The organism is Thermococcus thermotolerans, assembly GCF_024707485.1.
Classification (GTDB): Archaea; Methanobacteriota_B; Thermococci; order Thermococcales; family Thermococcaceae; genus Thermococcus; species Thermococcus thermotolerans.
The window spans coordinates 1,418,680-1,438,757 of the sequence record NZ_CP102602.1 but is presented as its reverse complement, the minus strand read 5'-3'; the positions used below and the strand labels follow the sequence as shown (position 1 = coordinate 1,438,757).

General features: G+C 52.9%; 20 protein-coding genes. 11 read left to right on the top strand and 9 right to left on the bottom strand.

The window, feature by feature from the left end; genetic code table 11:
• Positions 1–5 precede the first annotated feature (5 nt).
• From NUS69_RS08245 to NUS69_RS08230, 4 genes are all read right to left on the bottom strand, one after another.
• On the bottom strand, positions 6–1,274 hold the full coding sequence (locus tag NUS69_RS08245; RefSeq protein ID WP_258083329.1) for a sugar ABC transporter permease: 1,269 nt from the start codon (positions 1,272–1,274) through the stop codon (positions 6–8).
• The gene (locus NUS69_RS08240) at positions 1,271–2,170 is read right to left on the bottom strand and encodes a carbohydrate ABC transporter permease (RefSeq protein ID WP_258083328.1); all 900 of its coding nucleotides are present in this window, start codon (positions 2,168–2,170) and stop codon (positions 1,271–1,273) included. Before NUS69_RS08240 ends, NUS69_RS08245 begins: the two co-directional genes overlap by 4 nt.
• A gap of 38 nt (positions 2,171–2,208) precedes the next feature.
• Complete coding sequence (locus NUS69_RS08235; protein WP_258083327.1) at positions 2,209–3,564, bottom strand: extracellular solute-binding protein; 1,356 nt, start codon at positions 3,562–3,564, stop codon at positions 2,209–2,211.
• Positions 3,565–3,687: 123 nt separating this feature from the next.
• Positions 3,688–5,631, bottom strand: a complete 1,944-nt coding sequence (locus tag NUS69_RS08230) for an alpha amylase N-terminal ig-like domain-containing protein (RefSeq protein ID WP_258083326.1) — start codon at positions 5,629–5,631, stop codon at positions 3,688–3,690.
• A 72-nt stretch (positions 5,632–5,703) separates the two neighbouring features.
• Here NUS69_RS08230 and trmBL1 point away from each other — a divergent pair, with 72 nt between their 5' ends.
• Both trmBL1 and NUS69_RS08220 read left to right on the top strand, forming a co-directional pair.
• On the top strand, positions 5,704–6,726 hold the full coding sequence (gene trmBL1 / locus NUS69_RS08225) for an HTH-type sugar sensing transcriptional regulator TrmBL1 (protein WP_258083325.1): 1,023 nt from the start codon (positions 5,704–5,706) through the stop codon (positions 6,724–6,726).
• Between the two features lie 55 nt (positions 6,727–6,781).
• Positions 6,782–8,134 (top strand): glycogen synthase, encoded by a 1,353-nt coding sequence (locus NUS69_RS08220; RefSeq protein ID WP_258083324.1) that lies wholly within the window; start codon positions 6,782–6,784, stop codon positions 8,132–8,134.
• Here the strand turns inward: NUS69_RS08220 and NUS69_RS08215 are convergent.
• A complete protein-coding gene (locus tag NUS69_RS08215; protein ID WP_167891112.1) occupies positions 8,131–8,493 on the bottom strand; it encodes a ribonuclease P protein component 2 in 363 nt (120 codons plus the stop codon). The two genes, NUS69_RS08220 and NUS69_RS08215, sit on opposite strands and share 4 nt — an antisense overlap.
• A 72-nt stretch (positions 8,494–8,565) precedes the next feature.
• Here NUS69_RS08215 and NUS69_RS08210 point away from each other — a divergent pair, with 72 nt between their 5' ends.
• Positions 8,566–9,651 carry a radical SAM protein gene (locus NUS69_RS08210; RefSeq protein WP_258083323.1) on the top strand — a complete coding sequence of 362 codons (1,086 nt, stop codon included), beginning with the start codon at positions 8,566–8,568 and terminating at the stop codon, positions 9,649–9,651.
• Position 9,652: 1 nt separating this feature from the next.
• On the opposite strand, the gene NUS69_RS08205 is transcribed toward NUS69_RS08210, so the two are convergent.
• On the bottom strand, positions 9,653–10,702 hold the full coding sequence (locus NUS69_RS08205; RefSeq protein ID WP_258083322.1) for an AAA family ATPase: 1,050 nt from the start codon (positions 10,700–10,702) through the stop codon (positions 9,653–9,655).
• A gap of 82 nt (positions 10,703–10,784) precedes the next feature.
• Here NUS69_RS08205 and NUS69_RS08200 point away from each other — a divergent pair, with 82 nt between their 5' ends.
• From NUS69_RS08200 to NUS69_RS08175, 6 genes are all read left to right on the top strand, one after another.
• The gene (locus NUS69_RS08200; protein ID WP_258083321.1) at positions 10,785–11,564 is read left to right on the top strand and encodes a hypothetical protein; all 780 of its coding nucleotides are present in this window, start codon (positions 10,785–10,787) and stop codon (positions 11,562–11,564) included.
• A gap of 32 nt (positions 11,565–11,596) precedes the next feature.
• The gene (locus NUS69_RS08195; protein ID WP_258083320.1) at positions 11,597–11,824 is read left to right on the top strand and encodes an antitoxin VapB family protein; all 228 of its coding nucleotides are present in this window, start codon (positions 11,597–11,599) and stop codon (positions 11,822–11,824) included.
• A gap of 45 nt (positions 11,825–11,869) precedes the next feature.
• The gene (locus NUS69_RS08190; RefSeq protein ID WP_308686503.1) at positions 11,870–12,013 is read left to right on the top strand and encodes a type II toxin-antitoxin system VapC family toxin; all 144 of its coding nucleotides are present in this window, start codon (positions 11,870–11,872) and stop codon (positions 12,011–12,013) included.
• 4 nt (positions 12,014–12,017) lie between these two features.
• The gene (locus NUS69_RS08185) at positions 12,018–12,842 is read left to right on the top strand and encodes a potassium transporter Kef (protein WP_258083319.1); all 825 of its coding nucleotides are present in this window, start codon (positions 12,018–12,020) and stop codon (positions 12,840–12,842) included.
• A gap of 201 nt (positions 12,843–13,043) precedes the next feature.
• Complete coding sequence (locus NUS69_RS08180; protein ID WP_258083318.1) at positions 13,044–14,015, top strand: halocin C8-like domain-containing protein; 972 nt, start codon at positions 13,044–13,046, stop codon at positions 14,013–14,015.
• Between the two features lie 5 nt (positions 14,016–14,020).
• On the top strand, positions 14,021–14,416 hold the full coding sequence (locus tag NUS69_RS08175; RefSeq protein WP_167711407.1) for a hypothetical protein: 396 nt from the start codon (positions 14,021–14,023) through the stop codon (positions 14,414–14,416).
• On the opposite strand, the gene NUS69_RS11705 is transcribed toward NUS69_RS08175, so the two are convergent.
• The gene (locus tag NUS69_RS11705; RefSeq protein ID WP_308686502.1) at positions 14,413–14,676 is read right to left on the bottom strand and encodes a hypothetical protein; all 264 of its coding nucleotides are present in this window, start codon (positions 14,674–14,676) and stop codon (positions 14,413–14,415) included. The genes NUS69_RS08175 and NUS69_RS11705 overlap by 4 nt on opposite strands.
• 391 nt (positions 14,677–15,067) lie before the next feature.
• Here NUS69_RS11705 and NUS69_RS08165 point away from each other — a divergent pair, with 391 nt between their 5' ends.
• Both NUS69_RS08165 and NUS69_RS08160 read left to right on the top strand, forming a co-directional pair.
• Positions 15,068–15,391 carry a hypothetical protein gene (locus NUS69_RS08165; protein WP_258083317.1) on the top strand — a complete coding sequence of 108 codons (324 nt, stop codon included), beginning with the start codon at positions 15,068–15,070 and terminating at the stop codon, positions 15,389–15,391.
• Positions 15,392–15,584: 193 nt separating this feature from the next.
• Positions 15,585–15,890 (top strand): hypothetical protein, encoded by a 306-nt coding sequence (locus NUS69_RS08160; RefSeq protein ID WP_258083316.1) that lies wholly within the window; start codon positions 15,585–15,587, stop codon positions 15,888–15,890.
• Positions 15,891–16,187: 297 nt separating this feature from the next.
• Here NUS69_RS08160 and ileS read toward each other — a convergent pair whose 3' ends face one another.
• Both ileS and NUS69_RS08150 read right to left on the bottom strand, forming a co-directional pair.
• Positions 16,188–19,391, bottom strand: a complete 3,204-nt coding sequence (gene ileS, locus NUS69_RS08155) for an isoleucine--tRNA ligase (RefSeq protein ID WP_258083315.1) — start codon at positions 19,389–19,391, stop codon at positions 16,188–16,190.
• A 248-nt stretch (positions 19,392–19,639) separates the two neighbouring features.
• On the bottom strand, positions 19,640–20,005 hold the full coding sequence (locus NUS69_RS08150; RefSeq protein ID WP_258085056.1) for a hypothetical protein: 366 nt from the start codon (positions 20,003–20,005) through the stop codon (positions 19,640–19,642).
• Positions 20,006–20,078: the final 73 nt, after the last annotated feature.

Sequence of the window (20,078 nt, the reverse complement as noted above, 5' to 3'; positions counted from 1 at the left end):
TCACCTCATTCCTTCAGGCCTCCGATCGTGAGGCCGCTCCTTATGTAGTTCTGGGCGAGCATGAACATCACGAACACCGGCAGGGCGAAGAGCAGGGCAGCCGCTCCAAAGTAGCTCCAGTCAATGCCCCTGCCGATGCCGCCCATGAGCAGGTATATCCAGACCGCGAGGGGCTGGTTCTTCTCGGTCAGGAGGAGGCTCGCCAGGATGAACTCGGTCCAGCCTCCTATGAAGGCGAATATCGCAACGGTCGCTATTCCCGGCAGGGCCATCGGAAGGAGCACGTACCTGATTATCTGGAGGTAGCTGGCGCCGTCAACGAGTGCAGCTTCGTCGAAGTCCGGGCTGATGGAGTCGATGTAGCCCTTCAGGAGCCACGTGTTGAAAGGCACGCCGCCTGCAGCGTAGATGAAGGACAGAACCGGTAGCTTGTCGTAGAGGCCGAGCTTGACTATCATGCCGTAGAGCGCTATAAGGCCCGCTATGCCGAGACCTCCAGCGACCTGTGTGAACATCAGGTAGAAGTACAGGACGTGGTCCCTTCCGAAGAACTTCATGCGCGAGAATGCATAGGCCGCTGGGACAACGAAGATGAGGGTCAACAGCACCGCCAGACCGGCTATTATGAGGCTGTTCTTGAGGTAGCCAAAGAACACCGAGTTGACGAACATTCCCACCCTTGTGAAGGTGACCTTTCCTGAGTTCCTGATGACTATGTAGTTCTTCCCTGTCGGCCCCTGGAGGAGTATTCCTGAGAATGAAGTTCCTCCGAGCTCGCCGCTTGTGATTTCTAGATTTCTCACAAGTCCGAAGCCGATGCTCCCGTCATCGTTGACTCTGGTGAGGACGAACAGCCCCTTAACGTTCCCTTTCAGCTGTCCCTGCACATTTTCGCCCGCGGAGACCTCGAAGACCGCATTGGACAGCGGTATTTCAAACGTAAGCCCGGTGAAAGGCCCATACCTGACCTTTCCGATGAGCTTACCGTTGGTAATGTAGAGCTTTCCGTCCTGGATGTTGGCGCTGCCTTCAATGGTTCCCGTGAAGTTTTCGCTTATCTTGCTGCCCTTGAACCCGAAGAGCACCTCCCTATATGAGTCAAGGCTAACGTTCTGGGGAATCAGATGAAACTCGGTGGTTGCGAGTGTTGAGCCGGGACTTATTGAGACCACGAAGATGTAGTAGACCGGGAAGAGTATTATGAACATGACGAACACTGCCAGTGCCGTGAGCACGAGGCTCCTCAGAGCCTCACCCTTTCTCATGCCCCTCATCCTTTAGCACCCTCCTGGAGCCTGGTTATCCTAACGTTGACGTACATGTAGATCGCCAGAACGAGGGTCGCTATTATCATCACCGCCGCTGCCCTGCCGTAGTGGGGCGTCGCACCGAAGGCCTTCCTGAAACCGTAGAGCAGTATGAACTTGTCCTCGAAGAGGCCCGCGTTGTAGATGTAGGGCACCATGAAGTACTGGAAGCTGGCCGCGCTGGTTAGTATTGTGGCAAAGGCTATCGGCTTGCCCACTATGGGAAGAACCACGTGCCTTATCCTCTGCCAGTAGCTGGCACCATCTATTATTGCCGCCTCTACCAGCGTCTCGGGAACCGACTGGAGGGCGGCGGTTATGACCGTTATCATGAACGGATACGCCAGCCATACCTCGATAATGTTCAAGGCCAGAAAGCCCCAGAGCGGGTCGTTAATCCAGTTCGGGAGCGTTTGGACCCCGAGGGATTTGAGCATCTGGTTTATGGGGCCAAAAATCGGGTCAAACATGAACTTCCACACGGTAACGGAGAACAGGAGAGGGAGCGCCCAGGGGATTATCAAAAGCGAGCGGTAAACCATCTTCCCCTTAACGTACTTGCTGTTGTAGAGCAGGCTGAGGAAGATTCCAGCGAGGACCTTGAGGGTGACGCTCGTCAGCACGAACAGCCACGTCCACAGGAATGCGCTCCTGAACTTCTCGTCGCCCAGTATCCACCTGAAGTTGTCCAGCCCCACAAAGGTCAGCTTTGGTGCCTGCGGTGCCTGAATTGGGAAGTTTCCGAGCTGAGCGTTGGTGAAGGCCAGGTAGATGGAGTACACTATCGGCCACAGGTTGAAGAACAGGAACGCTGCTATTCCGGGGAGTATCAGAAACACGGCGATTGTCGTGATTTTTTTCATCCCAATCCCTCCAAAAAGGTAGGAAAAGGGAAAAGGCTTCAGCCTCCGATGTTGTTCAGAATCTCCTGCTGGTACTTCTGGAGGATGGCAGGTATGTCAGCGGTGGCCGGGTCCTGGAGTATCTCGTTGATGGCCCCGTCAACGCCGCCCCAGACGGCTCCCATCTTCGGGCTCTTGGGCATCAGGTAGGCGTGCTGGACGGCCTGTCCGAAGCCGTAGATGACCGGGTCGTTCTTGATGTCAGGGTCGTTAAGCACCGGCGTGAGAACCGGGATGTAGCCGAGCTGGAGCGAGAGCTCCTTGATGACCTCAGGGCTGGTGGTGAACCACTTGACGAACTTCCAGGCGGCATCCTTGTTCTTGATTCCTGCCGCGAAGTAGATGTCCTTAACTCCACCGTAGGGCCTCGGCCAGTACTCCTTGCCGTCCTTGGTTATGGGCGGAAGCGGGGCAACGCCAAAGTTGATCCCGGCGTCCTTAACGCTGGCTATGCTCCACGGGCCGTTGACCATCATCGGTGCCCTCTTCTCAAGGAAGATGCTCTGCTGGGTGTTGTAGTCAGCGGTCGGAGCCATGTACGGCCAGATGTTCTGGAAGAAGAACTGGAAGCCCTCAATAGTCTCAGGCTTGTCAAGGCCGGGCATCTCGGTCTTGTCGTCGAAGTAGTATCCTCCGAAGGCCTGTGCCCAGGCCGATATGAAGTATGCGTTAACCGGATACGCTATTCCGTACTTCTCGTTGTTCGGGTCGTTGTACTTCTCCATTATGGCCTTCATCTCGTCGAAGGTCTTGGGTGGCTCGCTCACCATGTCCTTGTTGTAGATGATAGCAACGGTCTCAGCGGCAAAGGGCATGGCGTAGAAGTGGCCCTTGTACTGCATGGCCTCCTGGGCCATCGGGGCAAACTGGTTGAGGATGTCATCGGTAACGTAATCGTCGATGGGCTCAAGGAGTCCGGCATCGGCGAACTTTCCAATCCAGTCGTGGGCCCATATGAAGAGGTCCGGTCCCTGGCCGGCAGGAATTGCAGCTTTAAGGGCATCCTCAAGGTTGGGCTTCTGCTCGAAGACTATCTCAACGTCGGGGCACATGGCCATGTACTCCTCGGCGAGGCTCTGGAAGACCTGGAGCTCGTTGGGCTGCATGGCGTGCCAGATGACCACCTTTCCACTACCGCACTCAGTCTCTGGAGTCGTTGTGGTAGCCGGGGTGGTGGTTGTTTCGCTCGGTGTGGTTGCCGTCTCGCTTGGGGACGTTGTTTCCGTTGGGCTGGGGGAGCTGGTTGTTGGACTTGGAGAAGTTGTGGTCTCCCCACCGCCGCCTATACAGCCACTGGCCACGACGCTCAAAACCAGAACTCCAACCAAAAGCAGGGCAAACAATCCCTTCTTCATATCCTTATCACCCGCCTAGATTTTGGGTGATATAGTATCATCGGCAGTGATATATATACCTTGCGCTTTCCTGTTCAATCCTGTGTGGCATGACCATTATGGGACTCCGATGAAAAGGTGGGTTCATCCTTCGAGCACGAGGAACGACCAGGGCGCCAGCTCAATCTTTTTCCTTCCTTCGAGAAGATACCTTCCGGGCACTTCGATGGTTCTCCTCTCCCCGGAGTAGTTTATCCCGACGAGAACGCTTTCATCGCCGTGGATCCTCTCATAGAGCAGGAGTCCATCCTTGAAAGATAAGGGCCTGAACTCACCCAGCTGGAGGGCCCGGTTCTCCCGTCTGAGCCTGACCAGCTCCTTCGTGGCGTTCAGTAGGCTGAGGTTCCACTCTCCCTCGTCCCACTTCATCGGCGTTCTTCCGGCGCTCAGACCCTCGCCGCCACCGTTGAGACCGACCTCGTCGCCATAGAATATCGAGGGAATTCCCTTGTACGTCATCAGAAACGCCAGCGCGCAGAGGTACTTCCTTTCATCTCCGACTAAATCGATGAAGCGCTCTGTGTCGTGATTGTCGAGGAAGTTGTACATGGTGTTCTCTGCCGGCCCGTAGTGGGCGCTCAGGAGCTCCAGCCCGTTGAGGAAGTCCTCCGCGTCAATCTCCCGCTCGACGAAGAACCGCAGGATGAGCTCATACAGGGGGTAGTTCATGGTGCCGTGGAACTTGTCGAAGAGCCAGAGCCTCGCGTCGTCCATGACTTCCCCAAAGAGGTATGCATCTCCCGGCATGGCTTTTCTTACCCCCCTCCACAGTTCGGGAGGAACGCCGTGGGCAACATCCAGACGCCAGCCGTCGGCGCCATTCTCAAGCCAGTATCGCATAACATCTTTGATAAACCGCTTTACCTCTGGGCTGTCGTGGTTAAGCCTCGGCATCAGCCAGACGGAGTAGAAGCTCTCGTAGTTTCGTTTCATCCATTTGAGCTCTCTGTACTTCTCTGACCACGGTTCCCTCGATTTCAAAACCTCTAGAAACTCTTCCGAGACGGCTGGGAATCCGGTGATTCTGTAGAAGTCCCGATACCGGCTCTTTTCTCCGTTAAGAATGACGTCCTGGAAGTAGGGGTGGAAGAAGCTCGTGTGGTGGAAAACCCCGTCGAGAATCAGCCTGATATCCCGCTTTTTGAGTTCCCTCACCAGCTCCCTGAAGACCACCCATCCGCCGAGCTTTCTGTCGACCCTGAAGTAGTCCGTAACATCGTAGCGGTGGTACGTCATGGACTCGAATATTGGGGTGAGGTAGAGGGCGTTTACACCGAGGCCTTCGATGTGGTCGAGCCTCTTTGCTATCCCTGCCAGATCCCCTCCGTGGAACTCCTCGCTCCTGAGTGCCTCACCCCCGGGCGTCCCCGACGGGCCTTTCTCGAACCTGTCGGGCATTATCTGGTAGAACACCCTCCCAAAGACCCACTTGGGGCTCTCTGACCTGTAGGGTTCGGCATCAAACGGGCCGTATTCGATTGCTTTCTCTCCGGTCTCTACGAGGAAAGAGTACTCAATTGGCCCCTTACCGGGAAGAACCGCCTCAAAGTACTCGAAGATGTCATCGTGGGTCTTCGGTCTCATCACGATTTCCCCGTTCCCGGCCCTTAGGACTACCCTTGAGGCCTTCCCCCTAAGTGAGCGGAAAATCACATGGGTTCTCCCGGCGAAGGAGTAGAGGTATGTGGCGCTCGGCCTGTGGAAGAACCCGCCCTCCGCGATTATTCTCGCCACGCTGACCTTCCTCTCGAACTTGTACGATAGCCTCCTGTAGGTTTCCCTTTCCTGATTTTCCGGGTCGGGCAGGAACTCCCCGTCCACTGAGAAGCCGTAGTGCCAGGTTCCCTCGGGGAGCTCCAGCCTTATGCTCCATCTTTTTCCTTTCTTCCTCATTCGAAAGCTGCCTTCGTTGAATGCGTTGAAGTTCCCCACGAGGTACGCGTAGCTCCCCCCTCTCGGTATCGAGAACTCCACCTCTGCGACCCTGCCAAACCTCCAGTCAGGTTTGAACCCGAAAATTTTATACACTTTCCCCACCCAAGTATCACTACTGATGAATAAACTATTGCGAGTGAAACTTAAAAGTTTGGAGGTCTCGGTATGAAGGAAGAGGAAATCATTGAGAAACTCCAGAAGCTTGGCCTCACCAAGTACGAGAGCCTTGCCTACATAACCCTTCTCAAGCTCGGCCCGAGCAAGGCCACAGACATAACCAAGGAGAGCGGCATTCCCCACACGAGGGTTTACGATGTCCTGAGCTCCCTCCACAGGAAGGGCTTTGTTGACGTCATGCACGGCTCCCCAAGGCTATACAAGCCGGTCAACCCGGAGGTAGTGCTTGAAAAGATAAAGGAGGACTTCATAGAGGACATTGAAAACCTCAAGGTCGCTTTCCTCGACCTCTACCGTGAGGTTCACGGGGAAGACCTGCCCGAAATCTGGACGATTCAGGGGTTCGACAACACCGTCGAGCGCGCTGAATACGTCATAAGAACCGCCAATCATGAGGTTCTCATAAATACGCCCTTCGAGTTTCTCAAGCTCCTCAAGGGCGAGATACGCGCAAGGAAGGACATTGTCTTCGTCATCATAAGCAACTTCGAGGAGATACCCGACTGGTTGAAGAGGGACAACATAATCCTCGCCAGAACCGGCGGTGCCCCCTGGCTCATGGCCAGCTGGATAATCGGCGACCTCAACTACGCCCTCTTCTTCGGCGCCCTTCCAAGGGACAGGAGGCGCGAGAAGTTCTATTCCTTCTGGGCAAAGAGCCCCAAGATAATCCAGAACTACATGCACTGGTTCTACACCATATATCTCGACAACAGCGAGATCATTAAGCCTCTTGACTATGAGTCCCTTCCCAAGCCCCTCTCCCTAGTCAACATAAGAACACTGATAACGGTACTAAAAATGGCAGGAATGCCGAGAAAAGCTGAGATAGTGGGCAGGATGATAGACACCAAAGAGAAGGTAACTCTCGATGGCACCATAGTGGACTACGAATACACCCCGCTAACGGCGAACATAACGTTCAAGTACAACGGAAATGAGCTTAAGGTCGGCGGTATCGGCAGCTACTTTGAGGACGTTGAGGGGGAGAAGTTCATTCTCCTTGAGTGAGGCCATTCTTTCTTTTCAATTCGTTGGATTCCTTTAGAAGCGCGGGGTGATGTGGATGAGGATTCTGATCATAGGCTTTGAGTACCTGCCCGTCAAGGTGGGGGGCCTTGCAGAGGCGATAACCAGCATAGCGGAGGGGCTCGCCACCCTCGGAAACGAGGTCGTTGTTTTCACTCCTGACCACGGGAGAAACCTCGGTGAAGTCGTCGGTTCTTTTAAGGTCTCGGCGTTCGGGGGGTCTGTCCATATAACCGTCAGGAAGAGGGAGCAGAACGGCGTTACTGTCTACTCCCTTGGTGGGGGGCTTCTCAGCGAGAGAGATGTCTACGGCCCGAACTGGGAGGGCCTATTACGAAAAACCGTGCTCTTTGGGAAGGCCAGCGTGGGGCTTATGAACGAGCTTATTGAAACCTTTAAGCCGGACGTGATCCACGCTCACGACTGGCACACAGTATTTGCCCTTGGCCTTTTGAAGAAGTACTTCGGTATAAGGAGTGTTTTCACCGTCCACAGGCTCAACAAGGCGAAAATTCCAGCCCACTACTTCCACGATGCAAACCTCCCCGAACTCGCCCCTTACCCCGAGATAGACCCCGAGCACACCGCCGGATACATAGCGGACGCTGTAACGACCGTCAGCAGGAGCTATCTGTGGGAGGAATGGGGGTTCTTCAGGCACTTTGAGGGCAAGGTTACTCACGTCTTCAACGGCATAGACTGTTCCTTCTGGAACGAGGAGCTCATGGAGACGAAGGATATTCCCAGAGAGGAGCGGAGGAGGCGCGTCTTAGAGCGTTTCGGCCTGAGCGATGGGAAGGCGTTCATGTTCATAGGGCGCTTTGACAAGGCCCAGAAGGGAGTTGACACCCTTCTAAGGGCTATAGAGGTTCTCTCTGCTGATCCTGCCTTTAGGGAGATGAGGTTCATCATAATCGGCAAGGGCGATCCGGAGCTTGAGGCCTGGGCCAGAGCCGTGCAAAACCGCTTCCCCGAGAACGTCAGGGTAATTACCGAGCTCCTCAGCAGGGAGACCGTCAGAGAGCTCTACGGCTCAGTGGACTTTGTGATAATCCCGTCGTACTTCGAGCCCTTCGGTTTAGTTCAGCTTGAGGCGATGTGCCTCGGGGCGGTGCCGATAGGCAGCTCCGTCGGGGGAATAAAGGACACCATAGTAGACCTTAACTCCGACCCGGAGAATGCCACGGGACTACTCGTCCCCCCGAGGGACGCCTTTGCCCTCGCCAGGGCGATGGTTTTCGCCAAGGAGCTGGACGAAGAGACTTTGAGAAAGTTCCGTGAGAACGGAAAGAGGAGGGCGAGGGAGGACTTCACCTGGGAGAACGCCTGCAGAAGATACATGAGGGTTTACGAGGGCGCTGTTGACAGGGCCGTTCCGTTCCTTCGCTAACGCCAGCCGTACTCGGCTAAAAATTTCTTTTTCAGCCTTTTTATCGTTCCAGAAACGCCGAGGGTTCTGAAGATAGCCCTTGAGCCGTTTATATGGGTGACCAGCGTCAGGGCGAAGCGAAGCTCCTCCACGTGCTTTCGGTCAACCCTTACGATTCCGGTCTGACTTTTCTCGTCGAACTTGATGAACCAGGGCTTGGCTTTGGCTGAGCCGAGAGTTCCCAGCGTTGAGAGGCTCGCGTCCCATATGGCCCTCTTTATCTCGTCCTTCTTAAACGGCCTCTCCCCGATGACCTGAAAGGCTATGTAGCGGTGCTTGTCCCTGAGCGTAGGTGGCAGGTACTTCGGCTTCTCCCTCATAGGCATCTGCTCAACTTTGCCCGCCAACCTTTTTAAATCCCTTGCCCCGTGTAGGGTTAGCGAGGTGAGGCGATGGTCTGGGAGACGCCTTACTTTTCATACGCCGTTCGCGAGTTGCCGAAGGGCTGCCAGCTCTGCGTTAGGGGTGAGAAGCTCGTCCTCTTCACGACCGGCGCCTGTCCGAGGGACTGCTTCTACTGCCCGCTGAGCGAGACGCGGAGGGGAGACGTCGTCTACGCCAACGAGAGACCCGTAAAAACCCTTGATGACATCAGTGAGGAAGCCCTTCTGATGGAAGCCAGGGGGGCCGGCGTTACCGGCGGCGACCCGCTGGCGAGGCTTGACAGAACCGTTGAGTATATCCGTGCCCTTAAGGAGGCCTTTGGCGAAAGTTTCCATATTCACCTCTACACCACCGGTGCCTTGGCCACGAAGAAGAACCTGGAAAAGCTCTACGATGCCGGTCTGGATGAGATACGCTTCCACCCCGACCTCTTCAACCCGAACTCGAAGCTGTTCAAAGTTGAAATCGAGAACATAAGAAACGCCTTCGACTTTGACTGGGACGTCGGCGGCGAGATTCCTTCGATTCCTGGGCAGTTCGAGAGGATGAGGTGGTACGCTGACTTCCTCGACAACCTCGGCGCGAAGTTCCTCAACGTGAACGAGCTTGAGTTCAGCGAGACGAACCTTAGGGCGATCCTCGACAGGGGGTACAGGCCGGTGAGCGACGAGAGCGCCGCCATAAAGGGCTCCCTTGAGCTGGGTCTGAAGCTCCTAGAATGGGGCGATGAGAACACATCGCTGAGCTACCACCTGTGCACGGCCAAGCTGAAGGACGCCGTCCAGCTCAAGAACAGGCTTAAGCGGATGGCTAGGAACGTCGCCAAACCCTACATGGAGATAACCGAGGACGGAACGCTCCGCTTTGGAATTGCCGAATACGACGACCTCGACGAGCTCTACGGGTTTCTCGTTAATGAGGCAGAAGTCCCGGCGGAATGGCTTTACATCAACCGCAAGAAGGGCAGAATAGAGATGCCGGTGGAGGTGGCTTTGGAGCTCGCCGAGGCGATAGAGGGCGACGTTAGGTTCTTCATCGTCGAGGAGTATCCAACATGGGACAGGCTTGAAGTCGAGAGGGTTCCGCTTCCATAAGTCACCTGAGGGCGAGCTTTGCAAGCGGGTCAGTGAGGTAGTACTCCCCATTTTCCTCCTCAATCCAGCCCATCTTCTTCAGGTTCTTTAGGAGTTCGTGAAGCCTCGGTTCGGGGGTTCTCATTTTCTTGAGTTCTAAGTAGTCCCGTATGAGGCTCCACCTGTTGTAACCCAGTGCTATCGCCCTTAAAATTCCAACGTACCGCCTGCTCCGTCTTTCAAGCTCTGAGAGCTCGCCAAGAAGGAGGCCTTTGGCGATGTTGAGGGTTGACTCCATAGCCCTCTGGAAGTCATAGGTTTCGAGGTATTTCGTCCCAAAGAGAACGAGCCAGCCGGGTATGCCGTCGAGTATGGAGACGGCATTCTCAATATCTTCCTCCGGCATCTCAACCCCTGCCTCTTTAAATCCTGCCCGCAGGAATGCTTTTGATGTCTCACCATCAAAGGGCTTTACATAAATCTCTCCTCCGAGTCTCCCGTAGAGCGGACTCTCGTAGTCGTCTATGCCAAGAAAGTCGTGCAAAAGTCCAACCTCAGAGCCCGTCAGTATGATCCGTAGATTGGGCAGGCTGTCGTAGGCGTGGGCGAATAACGCCAGTAGTTCCTTTCCACCTCGCGAGCCGTAGAACCTAAGGTACTGGGCCTCGTCGAAGGCTATGATGAACTTCCCGGTTTTTTCTCCGAGTTCATTCAGCTCCCTGAATATCTCCCTGAGGGAAGCATCCCGGGGTTCGATCTGAAGGAACCTCAGGTTCAGTTTTACCCTGAATCTTGAGGCGATTCTCTGGAAGATACTCCCTTTCGACTGGAGTTCCTGGATGAGGTCTTCCTTCGTTATGTGCCCGCTCTCAGCGTAAAGCTCCCTGCAGTCTATCAAAATCCCGGGATTCTCGTTGAGGTAAGCCCTGAGTATCGAGCTCTTGCCCACTCGCCTTATTCCGAGGAGAAGCGTTAGGGGATAGCGCTCGATGCTTTTTTCAAGCTCTTTGAACTCCTTCCCCCTATCAAAAATTTCCTCCCTCCTGCTCTTTGGCCTCAGGTCGAACAGCACTTACGCCACCGTAAGTAACTTACGGGGGCATAAGTTATAAGGGTTTCGAAAGGGTTATTTACCCTTGGGAATATTAACCGCCATGCGGGTCTTCCTCAGGAGCTACCTCCTCCCGTGGTTGCTGGCGGTAGGCTTTTGGCTCGCCCTCTGGCTTCTCGTTCCCCCTAAGAAAAATCTCAGCGCGGTGAGTCTTTTCGTTGCTTTCCTCCTTCTCGTTCCCTTTCTCCTCGTGGCGCTTCACTTCGTTGGTAAGACGCTCGAAAGCTACGGCTACTCGCGGAAGGACATCAAAAGATTGCCTGAAATAATTGAGAAAACCCACGGCAGGCTCTACCTTCCAAAGGAGGTTTTTAATACCGTTGCCCGGGCCCTGATGTTCTGGGGCTTTTTTGCTACGGCCGTTATCATGACCGAAAACCCCGTTAAGGGTATTCTCAATGGAATCGCGATGTTTGCTAAAATCTTTGCCTTCTTCATTCTCCTAATCTCGATGGTCATCTGGGTTTTGGGGTTTCCATTCGCACTCTACGGGCTCTTTACCGGAAGTGAACTCAATAGGGACTTCTTGATTGAGCTGATGAGGGAAAACCTCGTCTTCACGGCAATCCTTATCGCTGTCAGGCTTATAGCGCTCCACTCCGGTTATCCGGTCGGCGATGACCCTGTGGGTAAACTTATGGTCTTCGGGAGAAAAACTGTCCTTGTGAAGTCCCTCTTGGAGCTTTCAGGCCTGAACTTCCTCTACTGCCTCACTGCCCTCTACCTTCCTGAGAAATCGAGGAAGCTGACAGCTCTGGTTTTAACGCTGATTGTTATGGCCCAAATCCTGCTCGTCTGGAGGATGCTCGCGGGCAAGTTTTAAGTATCCAGTGCATGCACTTACAGGTGGTGCCGGTGGGAAAGACGATGACAATAGATAACGTCTACTACGAGCTCGTCAAGATGAAGGGGACGAAGAGTTTCTCCGGGCTTTTGAGGGAGCTCATAGGCAAGAAAAAGAAGGGCAACCTCGATGTGGTCATGATAGCGTTCGGGACAATGACGGAAGAAGGGGCCAAGGAATTTGAGAAGGAAATGAAGGAGGTCGAGGAATGGATGGACTCCTGGACACCAGCGTGGTGATTGAGCTGTTCAAGGGCAATCAGAAGGTTTCAGTACAGGGATCTGATGTCAAAGGGCCTGAGACCTCTAACGAAGGACCTCCTCATAGCTTCCACTGCCATAGCCCACAACGCCACGCTCTACACCTGCGATGATGATTTTGAGCGCTTTAATGAGTACGGACTAAAGGTGAAGGTGTTGGGGAGATAAACCTATGAAAGCAGAGGGAGGCAGTGTGGGAGGAAAATATTTCGGATCTCCGGCCGTTAGGCACGCTCTCTTTTTCCTGATTTCCTTTGGGTTCGGAGTGCTACTATTTGGGCTTATCTACGTGGTATTCGCTAGACCGGGTGCATCTTTTGTTCTCCTCGTTAAAATGCTCGGCGTTTTGTTTCTGGTCGGTGCCCTCGCGCTGTTTCTCACCACAACGCTACAGGGGAGGGAGAAGAAAAGACGGGAAGAAATCGTCTATTCCCGGCGGAACTTTCTCGGAGAGCTTTCGGCGTTCCTTCTCGTGTTTATCGTAGCCTACTTCTCGGGGGTGAGTCTGGAAAAGAGCGTCTCGATGGCGCTCTATGTTCCTGTTATGGCCGGCTGGTACTACTCCATGATGGCCCACAGGTACGTAATTCCTGACAGGATACTTAAAATTCGGGCCGTTGTAAATTTTGTTGCCATGACTTCGGGGCTGTATCTCTTTGTAACTGATAACATAGGTATAAGCGGTCTAGTTGGGGCACTTTTCGCGGCTGTATCGGAGAGAGACTACAGGATAACACGGGAACTCGTGGAAAGAGGCCTGCTGGAAGAGAAATACGCAGAAAGTGGCGCTTTGCGTTTGTTTTACGGCATCTTTTATGGGTTTGGAGTAATAGTGGCTTTGATTGCGGTTACCGGAAATCATGGCGTCTCCTTCATCAGGGAGTCCCTTCTAACGGTGTTCAGGCTCCTGTACCTGTTCACGGCGATTTTCCTCCCCTTTGGGACGTTTATCGGGTGGTTAAGGTTGAAGATTCATGGAATAAAACTCGATGACTAATGATGATATTGCCAATGATGGACTGCTGTGTTCTTTTGTTCGCTCTTTTACTCTGGCTTCTTTTGTCTGGTTCTCGTCGTTTTGGTACGGTTGGAAATTGAAAATCCTACGAAAAAAACGTTATTTAATACAACTTGTAAAGAGAAAAGTTTATATAGTTTCATATGTTATTTTGGGTGACCACCTGGTCAGGTGGTGGCCATGATGTGGAAGAAGACTGCTTTCGGGGTTTTCCTCGTTGCTATGGTGTTGAGCCTGCAGTTGATTGCAGCACCGCAGGCTATGGCAATGAGTGTCAATAACTCCAGCGTAACCTTCCGCAGGGCGGTCATTGCGTGGTATGATGACAAGGGCAGGCTTCAGATGAATGTCACGTGGGTGAACAAGACTATTGACTTCTCGAACTTAACAAACTCCTCCTGTGCCTGTCACAACTCAAGCTCCTGCAGTGTTGTGAGTCCACTAAACGTTTCCATAGTTACACTTTACAACATGAGCAAGAATCATGAACAATTGCTTTTCCTTAGAATTAATCTCTCCAACAGCACGTTCAACTACACCATGTATGCTCTCATTTATAAAGCGGAAAGGAGCCAGTACAACTTCACACTGATTACGAAGATATTCACGGACCCACAGACTGGAGAATACAAAGCCTTCGTTACTGGAATGAACATTGCTCCAAATGATGAGGATAAAGTTGTCCCCGTCGGAGATACGATTATTACCGCTGACAACTTGACCCTCTCGGAGTACTACTGGACTCTCAACAAGGTTCTCATGAAGCTCAGGCGTGGAGATGAGACCAACTGGATTTGGGGTAGAAGTGCCTACGAGCTGAGGCACCTCTCACACCGGGTAAGACTCAAACTACTAGAGTACAACCAAGGGAAAGCAATAGGAATGACAACAGTAATGGACGGATATACTGAGTGGTTAAAGTGTACAATTTGTACATATGTTGTTACATTTATCTGCCAGGCGGGAGTGTGGTCAAGTTGTACTGGAATATGCGGAACGATATGCCTTATGACAGTTAACCCATTTGCTATCGGGACCTGTTTGGCAACTTGTGCCCCAATTTGCTGGAAGATTTCATCAGCAGTAGCTTTCTTTGGATGTGCCTATGGAGCATATAATATATGTTCCAGTGAAGGATACTGTCAGGGGTGAGAAATATGAAGAAAAGAAAGCCAAAACTCCTAGATCTGATAGGATATAAGAGTTGGGTGTTTTTTGTTCCCCTTTCTTTAGTTTCGCCTCTCTTTGTATATGGTATCAAAAACGTTGAAGACAATGTGGGTAGATTAACGCTTCTGTTTAGCGTCCTATTCGTTGCCGGTTACACACTGTACGTGCCTAGAACAATCATTTTCAAAAAATATCAGTTGGATTACTTGTATTCTTGGTATAAACTTTCACGAAGACATACAAAGGGGATTCAAGAAAAGACTTTTATCGAAATTGCAAGGAGGGAGGTGATATCGCGTGAGAAAAATGGTAACAAGAGAAAAATACTTGAAGAATACCTGCAGGAATTGATTAGGGACAAAAAGAATGATGACCCTAACTAAGCTATTGCCTTTTCCTTCATGGCTTTGGCGGTTGCATATTCACGGACCCACAGACTGGAGAATACAAAGCCTTCGTTACTGGAATGAACATTGCTCCAAATGATGAGGATAAAGTTGTCCCCGTCGGAGATACGATTATTACCGCTGACAACTTGACCCTCTCGGAGTACTACTGGACTCTCAACAAGGTTCTCATGAAGCTCAGGCGTGGAGATGAGACCAACTGGATTTGGGGTAGAAGTGCCTACGAGCTGAGGCACCTCTCACACCTTGTGAAGTTAAAGTTACCAGGATACAACCAGAGGAGAGCAGTGGGAATAACAGCGGCTATGGATTTGTCATGGAGTTGCATAACCTCAATAATATCCTGTTTGGGTAGCATAGCTGGTTTGGGATTTGGGGCACTGGAAGTCTGTCCTCTTTGTGCACAAGTAATTACCTGCATCCCTGCATGTGCAAGTATCTTCACTGCTTGGACGTGCTTGTTATGTCTAGGTACTGGAGCAGCAGCATGCTTTGCATGTGCATCCACCCTACTGGGGATTGCAAGTTGTGCTCTTGCAGCTAGCTGTTTATAATACTCTTCCTTTAATTTTTTATTTTAAAATTAATAAACAGGAATTTAAAAAGTCTGGTTGGAGGTGAAAGACAATGAACATGATGACTAAGATAATTCCAATCCCCTTCTTGGTATTGGCGGTTGCCTACGGCATTTACGCGGGCGAATCACTGCCCGTTCTCGTTGGGGTAGCTGGCATGGCCTTCTACGCCCTGAGCCTGAAGAGGGGAGAGGAAACTTCCATAAAGCTAACGGGCCTCGTTGCGATGTTCTCCTCAATCCTCGCGCTCTGGGAGGGCCCGCTTAGATACCTTGGAGGAGTCGGCATAGTACTGCTCGCAATCCTTGAAGTTTCTATAAGAATCAGAACACACCTAAGTTCCTCTCCAGAAGTGGACGGGGATGGTTTATCGTGAGGTATATCGTGGTTAAGAGGTTCAAAAGTGCGGAGGAAGCTGAGAGATTCCTCTGTGGTAGAAGCAGAGGGCATCCCCGAGTTATAACAGGAGCAGGAGTCTACACAGCTTGCCAAATTGGAGGGGCGCATATCTGTGAAAAAGCTGGGTTATGCTAATTCTACCCTTTTTAACTTGTTAAGGGGGAAGAGTTATGGTCCCAAGTAAATACATTATAGGCATTGGATACGGGATTTCCTTATGGCTGATAACATCGGGACTTATTTTATACTTTAAGACCCCAAAGACTTTCTCGTTTGTAATCCGGGAAAGTGACTTGGAAGTGGTTCCCAAAAACGAACTTCCCGACGAAGTGAGGGAATACAAACGTAGACTGGAAGAATCCCTCCGCCAAAAACTCATTGAAAAGAGTAGGAAGGAAGCGAGAAACCGACTCTTGGCTGGAGTGTTTCTGCTTGTGGCTACAGTTCTATTCAACCTCTTTGGGGGTGTTCCATGATGAGAAACGCGACAAAACTTTCCTCCTTCCCTTTTTAGTGCCCTTTCGATGACCCACGGCATCTAAACCGACAGGCTCCTCCTGTTAATCGTTGGCATTGTTTCGGCCATCCTCTACATACCCAGTCTTCGAGAGGAAGACTTGCCTTAGTTGAATGTCTCGTTGTGGTGTTCTCCTCAATCTTTGCACTCTGGGCAAACTCGTTTAGATATTAGTCGGTGTTGCTCTGCCGGCAGTCCTCGAATTTTCAGCGGCAATGAGAAGAAGAGAAATACAAAGAGCCGTTGAGACTCAAAATTAGTCATTAATTTTTTCAATCCCTATCTTCGCCTGAACCTCCGGCCACTCGACGACGTAGCCCTTTGCTTCCCCAAAGACTACCTCAACGGCCCTCGTCTCCCTCATTATGTAGTCGAGGTTCTCCTCCAGCAGCTCGCGGTTCTCTTCGCTCGTCTCTATGGTTACCACTATCCTGTCGTTGACGTCGAGGTCGAGCCTCTTTCTCATCTCCTGTATTCTCCTCACGAACTCCCTGGCGAGGCCCTCCGCGAGGAGCTCCCTCGTGAGGGTCTTGTCGATGAACACCCTTCCGCCCTCGAACTCTTCGCTGACAAAGAAGTCCGGCAGCTTCTCCTCTATGCTCAGGTGCTCCCTCGTGAGGTGGAAGGTCTTTCCTTCAATCTCGACGTCCATCTCGCCCCTCTCGTAGAGCTCCCTTCCGTGCTCGTTTATCCACTGGGAGACGAGCCTGGCGTCGCCCTTGAACTCCGGCCCAACTTTCGCGAAGTTCGGCTTTATGACGAGCTCGCGCTCCACCTTTCCTACGAGGACTTCCTTGGCGTTGAGCTGGTCTCTCAAGATGCGGTTGAGCCTCCCGACGGCCTTCTTCACAGTATCGTCCTCGGTCTCGACTATCATCCTCCTGACCGGGTAGCGGAGCTTTATCTTGGCCCTCTGTCTCGCCGAAGAGCCGGCCTCTACTATTCTCCTGACGTACTCCATCTCGCGCTCAAGCTCCTCGTCCCTTGCCTTCTCGTCCGCCTCCGGCCAGTCGAGCATGTGGACACTCTCCACTCCGAGGAACGGCCTCAGCATGTTCTGGTATATCTCCTCCGCTATGTAGGGGGTAAACGGTGCCATGAGCCTCAGCAGGACGTCAAAGACCTTCCAGACGGTGTAGTAGGCCGCGAGCTTGTCAGGGTCGTCGCCCTCCACCCACATGCGCTTCCTGATGAGCCTCACATACCACCTGCTGAGGTCCTCAACGACGAAGTGGTATATCGCCCTGGTGGCCCTTGTGAGCCTGAATGTCTCTATACCCTCGGTGACGTCGCCTATGAGCCCGTTGACCCTGCTGAGTATCCACTTATCTTCCTCGCGGAAGGGAAGCTCCTCTGGGTTGAGCTTGGTAGGATCAAAGTTGTCGAGGCTCATGTAGGTCGCGCTGAGGACATAGACGTTCCAGAGTATGTTGAGCATCCTCTTGACCTGTGCAAGGCCCTTCCAGCTGAAGCGCAGGTTCTCCCAGGGGTTCGTCGCCCAGAGCATGTAGAACCTGAAGGGGTCCCTGCCCTCCTTCTGGACGACCTCCTCCGGCCTTATGATGTTGCCGAGGCTCTTGCTCATCTTGTCTCCCTTCTCATCGAGGACGTAGCCGTGCATCGCCACGTGCCTGTATGGAACTGTGTCAAAGGCTATGACGCTGGCCGCCTGCTGGGAGTAGAACCACTTGGTGACCTGGTCCTCGCCCTCGACTATGAAGTCGGCCGGCCAGAGCTTTCTGAAGTTCTCCTCCGTCCTCGGGTAGTCCAGCGAAGCCCAGCTCGCTATTCCGCTGTCGAACCAGACGTCAACGACGTCCTTTACACGGCGCATCTCCTTGCTGTCCACCTTTATGATGAAGGCATCCACGTAGGGCCTGTGCAGGTCCTCCGGGCCGAGCTTCTCCTCTATCAGCTTGAGCTTCTCGTTGTAGTCCTCTGGAAGCTCTATCCTCTCGCCGTTCACCTCTATCGCAACGCTGAGCTCTACGAGTTCCTTGAAGCTTCCAACGACGTGTATCTCGCCGTCCTCGCTCTGCCATATCGGGAGTGGTATGCCCCAGTAGCGCTGCCTGCTTATGACCCAGTCGCCGGAGTTCATGACGCCGTTGTCGTAGCGCACCTTAACCCAGTCCGGATACCAGGTGACCTTCTCGTCGTTCTCGGCTATTATCCTGTCCTTCACCTTGCTGACCTTGAGGAACCACTGGTCTGTGGCGCGGAATATGAGCGGGGTCTTGCAGCGCCAGCAGTGGGGGTATTTGTGCTCTATCGTGCCCGCCTTCACGAGGTAGCCTTTCTCGCGAAGGTGCTCTATTATCTCCGGATCTGCATCCTTGACGTAGATTCCCTTCCAGTAGCCCTCCGTGTAGCGTCCCTCGTCGTCGACCGGACTGTAGATTGGCAGGCCGTACTCCCTTCCGACCTCGTAGTCCTCCTCACCGTGGCCGGGAGCGGTGTGAACCAGTCCGGTACCGTCCTCCAGCGTAACGTGCTCGCCGAGGATAACCCTGTGGGCCCACTCGTACCTCTCGCGGAACTCCTTCTGTGCGGGATACTCGTCCATGAGGACGTGAACGTAGCGGAGCCCTTCGAGTTCCTCGCCCTTGAACTCCTCAACTATCTCGCCCTTAACGCCGACCTCGTTCAGAACCCTCTCAACGAGGGCCTTCGCTATTATCCAGTACTCCTCCCCGTTCTCGGTCTCAACCCTGACCTTGGCGTAGTCATACTCTGGATGAACGGCAACCGCTAAGTTCGCCGGGAGCGTCCAGGGCGTGGTCGTCCAGATGAGGAGGTACTCGTTCTCCTTGCCCTCTATCGGGAACTTGACGTATATGCTCGGGTCCTCCCTTACCTTGTACTCGCCGCGGACCTCGTGTTCAGCCAAAGCCGTCTCACAGCGCGGGCACCAGTGCAGAACCCTCTTGTCCTTCTCAAGGAGGCCCTTTTCCCAGGCCCTCTTGAGGGTGAACCAGCCAGATTCTATGTACTCGTTCTTTATCGTCATGTAGGGGTTGTCCCAGTCCATCCAAACGCCGAGCTGCTTGAACTGCTCGGTCATTATCTTGAGGTTGTTGAGGGCGAACTCCTTACACTTGCGTATGAAGTTGTCGACGCCTATCTCGGTCTCTATGTCCTTCTTGGTCTTTAGGCCCAAAGCCTGTTCGACCTTGACCTCTATCGGGAGGCCGTGCATGTCGAAGCCCGGTTGCCTGCGCACGTTGTAGCCCTGCATAGTTCTAAAGCGTATCACCATGTCCTTGATTATCTTGTTCCAGGCGGTACCGAGGTGTATTGCACCGCTGACGTAGGGCGGCCCGTCGAGGAAGTAGTACTTCGGGCCCTTTGCTCTGCTTTCCTTCACCTTCTCATAGGTGTTGTTCTCCTTCCAAAAGCGCTCGACTTTTTCCTCAAGCTTCCCTGGGTTATACTCCCTAAACTCCGGTTCCTTTATCATGTCAAAACCCTCCAGAAATGATAGTAATCACTACCCTAGAACAGGGGGACTCAAGCCGCGAAACGGGCGAAGCGAAGGATAAAACACTCCCCCCTCATGGGCATCGGGGCAGAATTGGGAACTTCCCTTATAAGGTTTTTGGATGGAGAACTGCAGAATATAGGGTTGTGCCCTCCCCGACCGACCCCAGGTCACTTCTCCCAGGGGCGTGAGGGGGAGGGCCCGGTTGAATTTAAGGTGAGGATGATTTAAACCTGACGCTCCTCCTCGGGCTCGCCTTTGCGCCTGCTCTCGTTCTTTATGACCTGGATGACATAGTCTATGAACTTCCTGATCTCTTCGAGCTCCTCTTCGGGAATGTCCTTGATTTTCTTGTTCTTCGTTTTGTACGTTAGCAGCTTGAGGAGGGCCAGCCTCCTCAGTGCAGTCCTCGTTCCTATCTCCCCTTCCTTCCAGTCGCGCCAGATGGCGTTGGCTATGCCGTAGAACTCCGGGATGCTGTCGAGACCGGGAGCATTAACGTCTATGACCTCCGTTCCTAGGTACTTGTAGCGCTTCTCCTTGTCCTCCTTCGAGAACTCCTTGGTTTTTTCCTTGATGTACGCATGCACCATGGCCACCACCTCCGGGAAATAATTTGTCCTATGAATTTATTAACTTTTTGTTTCTAAAGTGTCTGCGGGTGGT